Raw genomic sequence first — 13,257 nt, 5'->3', positions numbered from 1 at the left:
GCTATTTTCGGATTGGGTTAAAATGGGAACGTTCCCGAACCAGGGCGATGATCACAATAAATCGCCTTTTACTCAATGAACCCCAGTGGGATCAGACAGTGGGATCAGCCCGTGGTTAACGCGGGTGCCAGCCGCGCGGTGATCACTATCTGGCGGGGCGGCTGCTGGTGGTTTATCTGATCAATTAACTGGTGGGCCGCCTGCTCGCCCGCTTCGTTGTAACCCGGATCTACGGTGATGATCTCCGGGTGCAGAAAACGCACTAATGGCGTGTTGCCCACGCTGGCTAATTGCAGGTGAGCCATATTCTGTTCCTGCAAATATTTACTGGCGCCAATTGCCAGCATATCGGTTGCACAAACCAGCGCCGTGGTGGCTGGGGTTAAAACCTCGGCGATATGGTCATAACCTTGTTGCATACCAAGGCCGGGCAGGGCGGCACAAGAGGGAATTTGGTAGTGTGTACAACTGTCCAGGTAAGCCTGGTGGCGGCGCAGGCCGGTGGTGGTATCGCTGTGGGGGGCACCAAGAAAACTGATATGGCGATGGCCTTGCTGGTAGAGCTGCTGCATCAGAAGTGCGATAGCGCCATTATCGTCATAACACACTGAAGCAAGGCCCGGCGCATCCCTTGCCAACAGAACCAGGGAATCACGCCAGCTATCCAGAACGCTTTCATTGATACCAGTAAAGCCAAACAACACAATGCCATCAATATGGCGCAACCGCATAACACGCAGATGCTCTTCAACACGCTCTGGTGAAAACTGGCTTTCCAGCATAATTGGGTCGTAACCCTGTTCATAAAACAACGGCAGCATAGTTTGAACGGCCAGGTTTTCTGACAGGGAATCCAGACGGGTAACGATAATCGCCACCACTTTGTCGCTTTGCCCGCGCATGGCTCTGGCGGAGCGTGACGGGCTGAACTCTTGCTGGCGCATTACCGCTTCTACCCGCTCACGGGTTTTTTTACTGACACCACTTTCATTATTCAGCACCCGAGAAACCGTTGATTTGCCAACGCCACTGAGCCGGGCGATATCTTTGATTGTCAGGCGTTCTGGCATGTCTGGGCGTCCTTCAGGTTGGGGGTGGCATCGTCGGTATAATAATGCCTGACGCGCCAGATTTCCCCTGTTTGCCTGCAAGAAAAGTGTTAGCCAGTAAGAAAAACGCAACTCCGCTTGGTTGAGGTACCGTTTACAGTACAAAGCGTAATATACGCGCGCTGAACATGGGTCTGGTTGCGTGGTTATTCCGCCCGATATACACCAGGCCTGTTTCTTTTCACCTTGCCGGAGGATTCATGGACCCTGATCCAGCACCTCATTTAACCAGTAAATACCTCACCCGGTAAGGCACGCCTTTTTCCGCCGTTGCCTTACTGGAATATGTAATGCAGCGGCGTCTTTGTATGACGTCTCTGTTGTTTTTGTTTTCGCCACGCAACCCTGTGGGTACTGCGTGGTGCTGTTCTGTGCGCCAACTGATGGTAGTGAAGCGCACGGAGGGATAGTTATGCACGTAAAAAAAATGACTCGCCGTCTCTTCTCACAATTGATTCGCCGCTTGCCTCACCGCCTGGTGGCACGTGACCCATTACTGGACAGCCGTTCAACACACCAGGCTGGCACCATGCCACAAGGCCTTGCTGAACAGTGCCTTAAAGTAGCGCAAATGCCAGAAAGCGAACTCTGGCAGGTGTTTAACAGCCATCCGGAAGGGCTGGCTGCCGATGCGGTAGCACGGGCTCGTGCGCAGCATGGTTTCAACCGTATACCGGAAGAAGCACCCACACCCTGGTGGGTTCACCTGTGGCAGTGTTATCGCAACCCTTTTAACCTGCTCCTGACTGTGCTGGCAATCATCTCTTATTCAACCGAAGACCTGTTTGCCACGGGCGTTATCCTGTTGATGGTGGCGATTTCTACGTTACTGAACTTTGTTCAGGAAGCGCGCTCCACCAAAGCGGCGGATGCGCTGAAAGCCATGGTCAGCAACAAAGCAACCGTATTGCGCATGGTGGATGAACTGGGTACCACGCGCTGGTGCGAGATCCCCTGCGATCAACTGGTTCCTGGTGATATCGTTAAGTTGTCTGCCGGTGACATGATCCCTGCTGATCTGCGGGTTATTCAGGCCAGAGATCTGTTTATTGCCCAGGCTTCATTGACCGGGGAATCATTGCCGGTAGAAAAAGCAGCCCACAGCCGCCAGGTTGAACAACGTAACCCACTGGAAAGTGACACGCTGTGTTTTATGGGCACCACCGTAGTGAGCGGCACAGCTCAGGCTATGGTGATTGCCACCGGGGGAAACACCTGGTTTGGGCAACTGGCTGGCCGGGTTACACAGCAGGAGAATGAACCTAACGCGTTCCAGAAAGGTATCAGCCGTGTCAGCATGTTGTTGATTCGTTTTATGCTGGTGATGGCACCGGTTGTGTTGCTGATTAACGGCTACACCAAAGGCGACTGGTGGGAAGCGGCACTGTTTGCATTATCTGTAGCCGTTGGCCTGACACCTGAAATGCTACCGATGATTGTCACTTCCACACTGGCGCGTGGTGCAGTAAAACTCTCGCGCCAGAAAGTGATTGTGAAACACCTTGATGCCATTCAGAACTTCGGTGCCATGGACATCCTGTGTACCGATAAAACCGGTACTCTGACTCAGGACCGAATCATTCTGGAAACCCATACGGATGTGGCCGGGGAAGTCAGCAACCGGGTTTTACACCTTGCCTGGCTGAACAGCCATTACCAAACCGGCCTGAAAAACTTGCTGGATACAGCAGTGCTGGAGCGGGTGGACGAATTCCAGGCCCGGGCAAATGTTGAGCACTGGCATAAAGTGGATGAGATTCCGTTCGATTTTGAGCGCCGCCGTATGTCAGTGGTGGTAAGTGAAACGCCGGATGCACACCTGCTGATTTGCAAAGGGGCATTACAGGAAATGCTGGATGTATGCACTCATGTGCGCCAGGGCGAAGAGATTGTACCGCTTAGCGATGCGTTGCTGGTGAGAATCCGCCGGGTTACGGATGACCTGAATCGCCAGGGGCTACGCGTAGTGGCTGTTGCCAGCAAGTTCCTGGTAGCACGGGAAGGGGATTACAGCCGGGTTGATGAATCTGATTTGATTCTGGATGGCTATATCGCATTTTTGGACCCGCCAAAAGAGAGCACCGCACCGGCACTGAAAGCTCTGCATGCCAGCGGAATCACGGTCAAAATTCTGACTGGCGACAGCGAACTGGTTGCCGCGAAAGTGTGCCGTGAAGTGGGCCTGGAGCCGGGTGATGTTATCACGGGGGGCAGCATTGAAACCCTGGATGACGAGTCTCTGGCAGAACTGGCGCGCAATACAGTGGTGTTTGCCCGCCTGACACCACTGCATAAAGAACGCATTGTGCGCCTGCTGCGCCAGGGCGGCCATGTAGTGGGCTTTATGGGCGATGGCATTAACGATGCTCCGGCGTTACGCGCAGCCGATATTGGTATTTCTGTTGATGGTGCCGTGGATATCGCCCGTGAAGCCGCTGATATTATTTTGCTGGAAAAAAGCCTGATGGTGTTGGAAGCGGGTGTTATTGAAGGGCGGCGCACGTTTGCCAACATGCTCAAGTATATCAAAATGACGGCCAGCTCTAACTTTGGCAATGTGTTCAGCGTGCTGGTTGCCAGTGCTTTCCTGCCTTTTTTGCCGATGTTGCCGCTGCACTTACTGATTCAGAACCTGCTGTACGATGTATCCCAGGTTGCCATTCCGTTCGATAACGTGGATGACGAGCAAATTCAGAAACCTCAGCGCTGGAACCCGGCAGATTTGGGGCGGTTTATGGTGTTTTTTGGCCCAATCAGCTCCATTTTTGATATTTTGACCTTCTGCCTGATGTGGTTTGTGTTCCACGCCAATGTGCCGGAAGCACAAACGTTGTTCCAGTCTGGCTGGTTCGTGGTTGGCCTGCTGTCACAAACGCTGATTGTGCATATGATTCGTACCCGCCGGGTACCTTTCCTGCAAAGCCGTGCTGCATGGCCGCTGATGGCGATGACGCTGGTGGTAATGAGTGTCGGGTTGTGGCTGCCGTTCTCTCCGCTGGCTTCGTACCTGCAATTACAGGCGTTACCACTCAGCTACTTCCCGTGGTTGGTGGGGATCCTCGCCGGATATATGGCGCTGACACAATTGGTGAAAGGAATTTACACCCGCCGTTATGGCTGGCAGTAATACCGCTGTTTTTGCCAGATAAAACAAACGGCCTGCTTATAGAGCAGGCCGTTTAGCGTTGTGGTTCTGTGGTTCCGCTATTCCGTTACCTGTTACACCAAAGAAAGGTGAGTACGCGGAATGGCAATGGCTTCAATTTCAATTTTAACGTCTTTTGGCAGGCGAGCCACTTCCACACAAGAGCGTGCCGGGAAAGCCGCATTGTGTTCATTAAAGAAGGCTTCGTATTCCGCATTCACGGTAGCGAAATCGTTGAGGTCTTTGACAAACACGGTGGTCTTAACAATATCACCAACTTCTAACCCGGCCGCTTCCACAATGGCTTTCACATTATTCAGAGACTGGCGTGCCTGGGCGGTGATATCTTCCGGGACTGTACCGGTTTGCGGGTCTACCGGAATCTGGCCTGATGTCATGATCATGTTGCCCAAATTCACACCCTGAACATAAGGGCCAATAGCGGCAGGGGCTTTATCGGTACTGATTTCGCGAGACATATTTACTCCTGTTAATTAACCAGCCGTAGAAAAGATGCCCACCATTATAGGGAGCATCTGGGCCATTGCCAGCATTGCCAGCCTGAACTCAGTCATTCAGAACTTAATCATTCAGAACGACGTGGCGGGCAAACTCTTTCTCGCAGTACTTACACTTCAGGGTGATGGCTTCATCACGCACCTTCACGTTAAAACTGGAAGCGACTGGTTCATTGTGGCTGATGCAGTTCGAGTTTGGGCACACCAGTACGTTATCCACACGCTCTGGCAGGCTGGGGCGGCTCTTACCCACCACGTTGTAATCATCAATACGGTTGACGGTGGCGTGGGGCGCATACAGTGCCAGTTGGTTTACTTGCTCTTCAGTTAAAAACGTGTTCTCGATTTTGATAAGGTCTTTGCGGCCCATTTCGCCGGAGGGCAAATTCAGGCCGATAGTGATGCGCTGGTCGGTTTTGGTCAACTGGAACAAAGAGAGCAGTTTAAACCCGACCTGGGCTGGAATATGGTCGATAACTGTGCCGCATTTAATGGCTTCAACCTGCAATTTTTTATCGTCAGTCATTATCTTGTCTCCCTTACAGTGCCAAATCTTCATTCAGAACCAGCGCCAGCAATGCCTGGCGGGCAAAAATGCCATTCCCTGCTTGCTGGAAATACCAGGCATGAGGGGTTTTATCAACATCGGTCGCGATTTCGTCAACACGCGGCAATGGATGTAGCACTTTCATATTGCTGCGGGCACCTTCCAGGTCGGCAGCGCGTAATACAAACTGGGCTTTCACATTGGCATATTCAGAGGGGTCGAGGCGCTCTTTCTGTACGCGGGTCATATACAGAATATCCACTTCGGCCATAACGGCATCAATGCTGTCATGCAGGCTCCACTGAATACCTTTCTCTTCCAGCATATCGAGAATATATTGCGGCATTGCCAGCGCAGATGGGGCGATAAAGTAAAAGCGGTTACCGTTGAATTTCGCCAGTGCCTGAGTCAGCGAGTGAACAGTACGGCCATATTTCAGGTCACCCACCATGGCGATATTCAGGTTTTCTAACCGACCTTGTGTTTCCTGAATGGTGAACAGATCCAGTAATGTTTGGGTCGGGTGCTGGTTGGAGCCATCACCAGCGTTTAACACCGGAATATGGCCGGAAAATTCGGTAGCCAGGCGTGAGGCACCTTCCTGTGGGTGGCGCATAACAATGGCATCCACATAGGTACTAATCACTGAAATGGTATCTGCCAGCGTTTCGCCTTTTTTACCAAGCGAGGTATTGCTGCTGTCAGAAAAGCCAACCACCGCTGCGCCCAACCGGTGCATCGCTGTTTCAAAGGAGAGGCGGGTACGGGTTGAGGCTTCGAAGAAACAACTGGCGATAACCTTGTGCTTTAACAATTCCGGTTGTGGGTGCGCTTTTAACTGTGCGGCTGTCGCCAGAGCCAGCTCAAGCTCCGCCCGGTTAAGATCATTAATCGAAATGATGTGTTTTTTATAAAGCGGATTGGCCATGTTTCTCTCCTGTTAACGAAACGCGGGCAAAAAAAAGCCCCTCAACGAGGGGCTCTGGATCGGTGCAACGGGAAGACAGCACCTGTATTCAGGTGAGTACGCAAAACGGCTTGTGGAATTGGCGTAACCATGCATCCTCCCGGCAAATTGTGCGGCATTATACGCATCCTGAGCCCTTCATCAAGGCGTAAATGCACATTTTTTTATCGTACCGCAACCGGTTGCGATAAAACGGCTGTCAGCCCAAAACTTTGCACAATTTTGTGATGTAAATGGGACGTTTTGGTGACATCCCGTGGCGCAACCCAGACAACACTGCTGCCCGCTACCACGCCTAAAACATCAGGCAGTGCGCGATAATCGAGAATCTTTCCTACCGCACGCCCGTAGCCTGCAACAGTATGGAGGATAACAAACTCAGCATTGTGCTCGACGCTGATAACCATTTCACCAATAGCCCGCCCGGCATTGGGTTCAGGTTGTTCTTGCGGGTTGAGGCTGTAGATTTTCTCTCCCCTGGCATTGCGAATTTTAATGACCCCTAGAATGCGTAACAAACGCGAAATCGTGGACTGGCTGATAGCCTGAAAACCGTGGCGCTGCATATCGCGCCGTAACGCATCCTGGCATCCGTAGCTGTGGTTGATGATTAACCGCTGGCATAATGCCAACTGTTGCATCTCCTTTTCAGACGATGTATTTGGGGTTTTCATACTGCATCCTGTTCTTCAAAATAAAACCAAATATTGTGCTAACTGTTTAACATAACTGTATTATTTATACCTCTTGGCCAGTCAGCCTTTGAGCATGTCAGGTCAACTGGCCCGCAAAAAATATCAGGTTATACTCAGTGAACCTTGCAAGATAAGCAGCAGTGTCCATGCAGCAGCCAGCACAATGGCTATCACCAGCCACCATTCTGCATTGTTGAACATGAGGCGGTTCTGAATGCGACGCTGCCAGATATACACCAGTATACCAGGGGCAAAGAGCAGAGCGCTCAGCAGCATGGAATCACCCGCGGCATAGCACAGCCAGAAGCCATAAATGGTTGCGATGATCCCCAGGGCTATCGCCCCACCACGGCGTTCATTTTCCTGGTAGCGTTCACCTGTTAGCGCCAGTTTTAATCCATAAGCGGCACTGAACAGATAGGGCGGTAAAATCGCGGCGGTAGCAATGGAGAACAACGCCTGGTAACCCGCCTGATAGAACAATGTCAGCAACAGGAACACCTGAATCAGGCCATTGGTTATCCAGAGTGAGAAAGAGGGGGAATGGCGGCTATTTTCCCGGGCAAATACCGCAGGGAAGATGCCATCCTGTGCGGCTACGCGCGGGAGTTCCGCGGCAAACAAGGTCCAGGCGAGCAGTGCTCCGGCAACAGATAAAATCACCCCGCCAGCCACGAAACGTGCCCCCCAGGGGCCAACAACATGTTCCAGTACGCCAGCCATAGACGGGTTCTTCAGCCCAGCCAGCGTGGCCTGGTCCAGAATCCCCATCGAAAGCACACTAACTAACACATAAATAGCCAGCGCCCCCAGTAAGCCGGTGACGGTTGCTTTACCAATATCAGAACGCCGGGCGGCACGGGCGGAAACCACCGTCGCGCCTTCAATACCAATAAACACCCAAGTGGTGACTAACATCGTATTTTTGGTTTGGTCAAACAGACTGCTGTGCGTGTTACTGGTTTGCATCACGCGGCCCCAGAAATCAGCCGTAAAAATACCCATTTTGAATGCCAGCAAGGCGGCGATAATAAAAACAACCAACACCAGCACCTTGATAACGGTAAGCAGCGAATTGATCCATGCCGCTTCCCGCACACCACGCAACACCAGCGCATGAACCAGCCACAGCACAATGGATGCGCCAACCACAGAAATAAGGTTATTGCCCTCGCCAAAAACAGGAATGAAAAAGCTCAATGCGCTAAACAGCAGGACGGCATAAGACACATTGCCGAGCCACGCAGAAAACCAGTATCCCCAGGCGGCCTGAAAACCAATAAAATCGCCAAACCCAGCGCGGGCGTAACTATAAATCCCGCCATCCAGTTCCGGGCAGCGGGCGCTCAGGTTTTGGTAGATAAAGGCCAGGCAAAGCATGCCAATACCGGTGATAACCCAGCCAGCAAGTAGCGCGCCGGGTGATGCCACTGCCGCAAAGTTTTGTGGCAGGCTGAACACCCCACCACCAATCATCGAACCTATGACCAGGGCAACCAGCGCGCCCAGGCCTAACTTTTTCTCACCGTGTTCCGCTGCATGGGAATCGGTGTCGCTTTGTGTAAGATCTGCCATCGTCGTTCTCCTGCTGCCCTGGGGCAGCCTGTGGATAATGCGGCAGGTTGCGCTGCCGCATGGCTGTGTTATTCACCCAGGGTTGCCACCATGACGGCTTTAATGGTGTGCATGCGGTTTTCGGCTTCATCGAAAACGATGGAACAAGGGGATTCAAAAACGCTCTCGGTTACTTCCAGCCCTTTCAGACCCCAGGTTTTTTCAATCTCTTTACCAACGGTGGTTTCATCGTTATGGAATGCTGGCAGGCAGTGCATAAATTTCACATTCGGGTTACCAGTGGCTTTCACGACGGAATCATTGATCTGGTAAGGTTTCATCAGAGCTACACGTTCCGCCCAGGCTTCTTTGGCTTCGCCCATCGACACCCAAACATCGGTATAGAGAAAATCCACACCAGCCACCCCTTCCTGTACGTCGTCGGTCAGCATGATGCGTGCGCCAGTTTGCTTGGCGATATCCTGGCACTGCGCAACCAGTGCCTGTTCCGGCCAGAAAGACTTCGGGGCCACCAGGCGAATATCCATACCCATTTTCGCGGCACCCACCATCAGGGAATTACCCATGTTGTTACGGGCATCGCCCAGGTAAGCAAATGCGATGTCTTTTAGCGCACGGCCGGGGGTGTGTTCCTGCATGGTCATCAGGTCGGCCAGAATTTGTGTGGGGTGGAATTCATTGGTCAGACCGTTCCAAACCGGCACTCCAGCATATTTCCCCAACTCTTCTACAATGGCCTGGCCATAGCCGCGGTATTCAATACCGTCGTACATCCGCCCAAGTACACGAGCGGTATCTTTCATGGATTCTTTATGGCCAATCTGTGACCCGGTCGGCCCAAGGTAGGTGACCTGTGCACCCTGGTCGAACGCACCCACTTCAAAGGCGCAACGGGTACGGGTAGAGGTTTTTTCGAAGATCAGCGCAATATTTTTACCTGTCAGGGTTTTCTTCTCGGTCCCGGCTTTTTTGTCTGCCTTTAAAGAAGCTGCCAGCTCCAGAAGGTAGTTAATTTCAGCAGGCGTAAAATCGAGAAGTTTTAAAAAATTTTTATTTTTCAGTGAAATAGTCATTTTTATATCCTTTTTTGGATAATACTTTTCTGCCCCGGCCTGGTGGTGGCAGGGGGCGTGTGTGGCAATAAAATCGCGAATTAGTTGTTTGAAATACGGGTGCCTTTGTCGCCCGCCAGAATCGCCAGGCCATCTGCCAGGGCGCCAATACCGGCAATCCCGTGGCATTGCTCCACAAATTGGCAACAGGCGGCTACTTTCGGGCCCATGGAGCCCGCATCAAAAGTCATATTCTTAAGTTCTGCCGGGGTCACCTGTGCCAGTGGGCGCTGGTCTGGTTGCCCCCAGTTGAGATACACCCCGTCAGCATCAGTCAGGATCAACAGGGCGTCTGCTTCAATCTGGCGGGCCAATAGTGCTGCGGAGAGGTCTTTATCAATCACCGCTTCAATGCCGTGGTAACCATCGCCTTTTTCAACCACTGGAACACCGCCGCCACCGTTACAAATCACCAGGTGGCCGCGCTGAATAAGGGCGCTGATGGCATCGCTTTCCAAAATGCGTTTCGGTTGGGGAGAAGGCACCACCCGGCGGGTCCACTCGCCGTCCTGGCGGAAAACCCAGCCTTTTTCGGCGGCCAGTGTTTCGGCCTGCGCACGGTCATACACCGGCCCGATATATTTAGTCGGGTTGCTGAATGCCGGGTCACTGGCACTGACTTCTACCTGGGTGAGCAGCACGCTGATTTCCTGATCGGGCAGGGCGTTTTTCAGGGTTTGCTGCAACATATAACCAATCATGCCCTGGCTTTCTGCTCCCAAAATATCCAGCGGATATGGGGCAACTTTGTCGAAGGCGCTATTTTGCAGAGCCAGCAGACCAACCTGTGGGCCATTCCCGTGTACCAGTACCACCTGCCACTGGCGGGTGAGTTGGGCTATTGTCCGTGCTGCCAGTGCAATATTTTCGCGCTGAACAGATGCCTCAAGAGGCTGGCCACGTTTAAGTAGTGCATTGCCGCCAAGGGCAACGACCAGTGTGGGTTTACGTTCCGTCATGTTCGTTGTTCTCCGTTATTAAATGCCATCACGTTCCAGCGGGCAGCTCATGCAGCGTGCGCCACCACGGCCGCGCCCCAGTTCATTGCCTGGAATTGGCAGCACGGTAATACCGGCTTTGTCGTATTTTTCATTGGTCCAGGTATTGCGTTCATAGCCCACAACAACCCCTGGGCGCAGAGTCAGTACGTTGTTGGCGTCATTCCATTGTTCGCGCTCTGCTTCAAAGGCATCGCCGCCAGTGGTTATCAGTTTTACCTGGTCGATATGCAGAGCCTGTTCCAGCGCATGCAGCAGATTGGGTGCCTGCTGGCGTTTTAGCCCACCCCGTCCATCGGGCGTCAGCACCCAGCACTGTGCGTTATGGCGCACTACTTCCGGGTAAACGGAGAAGGTGTCGATGTCGATGTGGGTCATCACGGTATCCAGGTGCATACAGGAGCGGTGTTTCGGCAATTCCAGCGCAATAACTTGTTTAGCCTGGTGATGCTGGAATAGAGATGTAGCGAGGAATTCAACCCCTTGCGGAGTGGTACGTTCAGACATACCAATTAAGACGGCATCGCGGCCAATAACCAGCACATCTCCGCCTTCCAGTGTGGCATGGTCATAATTGATATTTTCATCACCGTAATATTTAACAAAATCACCAGCTGAAAATAATGGGTGCCAGCGATAAATGGCCCGCAAATTATTTGTTTCACGCTGACGTGCTGTTTTTGCCATGGGGTTAATTGAAACACCATTATAAATCCAGCAGGATGTATCTCTGGTGAATAAATGGTTGGGAAGTGGTTTCATAATAAAATCGGTGGCGCTATGGGTATCTGTCACCATATTTTTAATATGCCCGGGCATTTCACCGTAAGTAACACCACCAGTGAGGCGGCGAGCCAGTTCGCGGTGAGGTAAGTCTGCCAGCCAGGCGCGTACATCGGAGGCAAATGCTGGCCCCAGGCGGTAGTCGGATATTTGGGTGCTGAGTAACCAGTCGCGGGCTTCTGTGTTATCCAGCGTTTCGCTAAGTAAATCAGTGAGTAATAATACTTCTACACCTTGTTCCCGCAGCGTACTGGCGAAGATATCATGTTCTTCACCCGCTTTTTCCACTGATAGTACATCATCAAATAACAAGTCCTGGCAGTTTGAAGGAGTAAGACGTTGCAGGCTAAGGTTAGGGCGGTGCAGTAATACACTGCGTAATTGCCCAATTTCTGAACCGACATAATGTTTTTTCATGTTTGTTCCTCATTATTTTTATTCCGAAAGCCTGTTTTAAATAACAGTTGTCCGCATCCTGTTATTGAGTTTTCAGGATGTGATTTCCATTAAATCAGGCTTAATGGTGTTGGCAGTTAATTATTCTGTTGAGGTTATTAAAAGCAGTTTGTAGAGGTATTTCAATCCGAAAAGTAAAACTGTTTTGTTTGTTTGATTTAGCTCTTAAATAATGAATAATGTGCTGAGTTAAATCTGAATAAATAATCTTTATATAGGTTTTAATATTTGTTGTTGTTATTATTTTGTGAAAATATGCAAATTTATGAATATTTTAACTTATTGATTATATTGATTTATTTATTTTGTTTTGCATAATTATTCAAAAAAATACTGTTTTGATTTTGTTGCTTCTTTATTGTGGGAAATAGTTAACCGTAAAAATGCATAAAAAAGAGAAATGAAAAACTGTGACTATGAAGGCTTTTTTTTAGCATGATTATAAAAATCAAGAGCATAGATGTTTGCTTATGCACTGCATTGCATAAAACATGCATATTTTGTGCATAAAAAGTGCCAGCATGTTAACAACTGACTTACATTCACGGAGATAAACATGCGATGGGTATCAAAGACAATAATTTGGGCTGGTATGGCAGTGCGATTCATCGTATAAATCAGAGAGTGAAACACGGTTTTAATAAGGAACTCACATGATCATTGGTAACATCCATAATTTGCAGCCCTGGTTGCCAGATGCATTGCGCCAGGCTATTGAGTATGTAAAAGCACACGTCACTGACGAAACCCCTGCTGGTAAATATGAAATCGACGGTAATCGTCTGTTTTATATGGTTTCTGATGACATGACGGAGCCTTTCGTCGACCGTAAAGCGGAATATCATGCCCGCTGCCTGGACATTCAAATTGTTCTGAATGGTAAAGAAGGGATGACGTTCAGCACGCACCCGGCAGGTAAACCAGATACTGACTGGTTGGCAGACAAAGACATTGCGTTCCTGGCCGCTGGTGTGGACGAGAAAACGGTAGTGTTGAATGAAGGTGACTTCGTCGTATTCTGGCCGGGCACAGTGCATAAACCGCTGTGTGCTGCCGGTGAACCGGGCAAAGTACGTAAGGTTGTAGTGAAATTGCGTGTGAATGATTAAGTAGAGTAGGGCGGGGGCCAGGCCCCCTTTGCCCGTCACAGGCTGTGAGCGCATCGCTTCAAGTTTCATCACACTGACATCCGGTTCAGTGAATATAACCCGAACCACATTCTGCCAGTACAGCGCCGGTTGCGCGCCGTGTCAGCCACACAGGTTTCTCTCACCACCCGCGCCCGGCGCACGCAGGGGGCCCGGCCCCCCTGCACCCCCGTCGGTGGCTGGCAAAATCGCCGCTTCGCGGAC

11 protein-coding genes are annotated in these 13,257 nt (G+C 51.1%); 2 read left to right on the top strand and 9 right to left on the bottom strand.

Translation table 11 applies throughout. The annotated features are described in order from the left end of the window. Nucleotides 1–104: 104 nt before the first annotated feature. Nucleotides 105–1,070: a trehalose operon repressor TreR gene (gene treR / locus LC084_RS22450; RefSeq protein ID WP_226574407.1), complete on the bottom strand. Its 966-nt coding sequence runs from the start codon at nucleotides 1,068–1,070 to the stop codon at nucleotides 105–107. Nucleotides 1,071–1,536: 466 nt separating this feature from the next. Between treR and mgtA the strand changes: the two genes are divergently transcribed. Further along, complete coding sequence (mgtA, locus tag LC084_RS22445; RefSeq protein ID WP_226574464.1) at nucleotides 1,537–4,236, top strand: magnesium-translocating P-type ATPase; 2,700 nt, start codon at nucleotides 1,537–1,539, stop codon at nucleotides 4,234–4,236. 92 nt (nucleotides 4,237–4,328) lie between these two features. Here the strand turns inward: mgtA and ridA are convergent, their stop codons facing one another. From ridA to arcA, 8 genes are all read right to left on the bottom strand, one after another. Next, complete coding sequence (gene ridA, locus LC084_RS22440) at nucleotides 4,329–4,733, bottom strand: 2-iminobutanoate/2-iminopropanoate deaminase (RefSeq protein WP_226574405.1); 405 nt, start codon at nucleotides 4,731–4,733, stop codon at nucleotides 4,329–4,331. 103 nt (nucleotides 4,734–4,836) lie between these two features. Beyond that, nucleotides 4,837–5,298 carry an aspartate carbamoyltransferase regulatory subunit gene (gene pyrI / locus LC084_RS22435; protein WP_226574404.1) on the bottom strand — a complete coding sequence of 154 codons (462 nt, stop codon included), beginning with the start codon at nucleotides 5,296–5,298 and terminating at the stop codon, nucleotides 4,837–4,839. Nucleotides 5,299–5,311: 13 nt separating this feature from the next. Beyond that, nucleotides 5,312–6,247, bottom strand: a complete 936-nt coding sequence (gene pyrB / locus LC084_RS22430; RefSeq protein ID WP_226574402.1) for an aspartate carbamoyltransferase — start codon at nucleotides 6,245–6,247, stop codon at nucleotides 5,312–5,314. Between the two features lie 203 nt (nucleotides 6,248–6,450). Then, entirely contained in the window at nucleotides 6,451–6,960 is a 510-nt protein-coding gene (locus tag LC084_RS22425) for an arginine repressor (RefSeq protein WP_226574400.1), read from the bottom strand. 123 nt (nucleotides 6,961–7,083) lie between these two features. Continuing rightward, on the bottom strand, nucleotides 7,084–8,556 hold the full coding sequence (gene arcD, locus LC084_RS22420; protein WP_226574398.1) for an arginine-ornithine antiporter: 1,473 nt from the start codon (nucleotides 8,554–8,556) through the stop codon (nucleotides 7,084–7,086). Between the two features lie 68 nt (nucleotides 8,557–8,624). Further along, entirely contained in the window at nucleotides 8,625–9,629 is a 1,005-nt protein-coding gene (gene argF, locus LC084_RS22415; RefSeq protein ID WP_226574396.1) for an ornithine carbamoyltransferase, read from the bottom strand. An 80-nt stretch (nucleotides 9,630–9,709) separates the two neighbouring features. Further along, nucleotides 9,710–10,627, bottom strand: coding sequence for a carbamate kinase (gene arcC, locus LC084_RS22410; protein ID WP_226574394.1), 918 nt, complete (start codon nucleotides 10,625–10,627; stop codon nucleotides 9,710–9,712). 18 nt (nucleotides 10,628–10,645) lie between these two features. Continuing rightward, nucleotides 10,646–11,866 (bottom strand): arginine deiminase, encoded by a 1,221-nt coding sequence (gene arcA / locus LC084_RS22405; RefSeq protein ID WP_226574391.1) that lies wholly within the window; start codon nucleotides 11,864–11,866, stop codon nucleotides 10,646–10,648. A 692-nt stretch (nucleotides 11,867–12,558) separates the two neighbouring features. Between arcA and LC084_RS22400 the strand changes: the two genes are divergently transcribed. Next, nucleotides 12,559–13,014 carry a YhcH/YjgK/YiaL family protein gene (locus tag LC084_RS22400; RefSeq protein ID WP_226574388.1) on the top strand — a complete coding sequence of 152 codons (456 nt, stop codon included), beginning with the start codon at nucleotides 12,559–12,561 and terminating at the stop codon, nucleotides 13,012–13,014. Nucleotides 13,015–13,257 lie beyond the last annotated feature (243 nt).

Source organism: Mangrovibacter yixingensis (assembly GCF_020523985.1).
GTDB classification, from domain to species: domain Bacteria; phylum Pseudomonadota; class Gammaproteobacteria; order Enterobacterales; family Enterobacteriaceae; genus Mangrovibacter; species Mangrovibacter yixingensis.
This window is presented reverse-complemented; position numbering and strand designations above follow the sequence as displayed.

Bases quoted from the DNA above. Each gene is read 5' to 3' on its own strand.
- treR (WP_226574407.1), bottom strand. From the start codon at position 1,070: ATGCCAGAACGCCTGACAATCAAAGATATCGCCCGGCTCAGTGGCGTT.
- mgtA (WP_226574464.1), top strand. From the start codon at position 1,537: ATGACTCGCCGTCTCTTCTCACAATTGATTCGCCGCTTGCCTCACCGC.
- ridA (WP_226574405.1), bottom strand. From the start codon at position 4,733: ATGTCTCGCGAAATCAGTACCGATAAAGCCCCTGCCGCTATTGGCCCT.
- pyrI (WP_226574404.1), bottom strand. From the start codon at position 5,298: ATGACTGACGATAAAAAATTGCAGGTTGAAGCCATTAAATGCGGCACA.
- pyrB (WP_226574402.1), bottom strand. From the start codon at position 6,247: ATGGCCAATCCGCTTTATAAAAAACACATCATTTCGATTAATGATCTT.
- LC084_RS22425 (WP_226574400.1), bottom strand. From the start codon at position 6,960: ATGAAAACCCCAAATACATCGTCTGAAAAGGAGATGCAACAGTTGGCA.
- arcD (WP_226574398.1), bottom strand. From the start codon at position 8,556: ATGGCAGATCTTACACAAAGCGACACCGATTCCCATGCAGCGGAACAC.
- argF (WP_226574396.1), bottom strand. From the start codon at position 9,629: ATGACTATTTCACTGAAAAATAAAAATTTTTTAAAACTTCTCGATTTT.
- arcC (WP_226574394.1), bottom strand. From the start codon at position 10,627: ATGACGGAACGTAAACCCACACTGGTCGTTGCCCTTGGCGGCAATGCA.
- arcA (WP_226574391.1), bottom strand. From the start codon at position 11,866: ATGAAAAAACATTATGTCGGTTCAGAAATTGGGCAATTACGCAGTGTA.
- LC084_RS22400 (WP_226574388.1), top strand. From the start codon at position 12,559: ATGATCATTGGTAACATCCATAATTTGCAGCCCTGGTTGCCAGATGCA.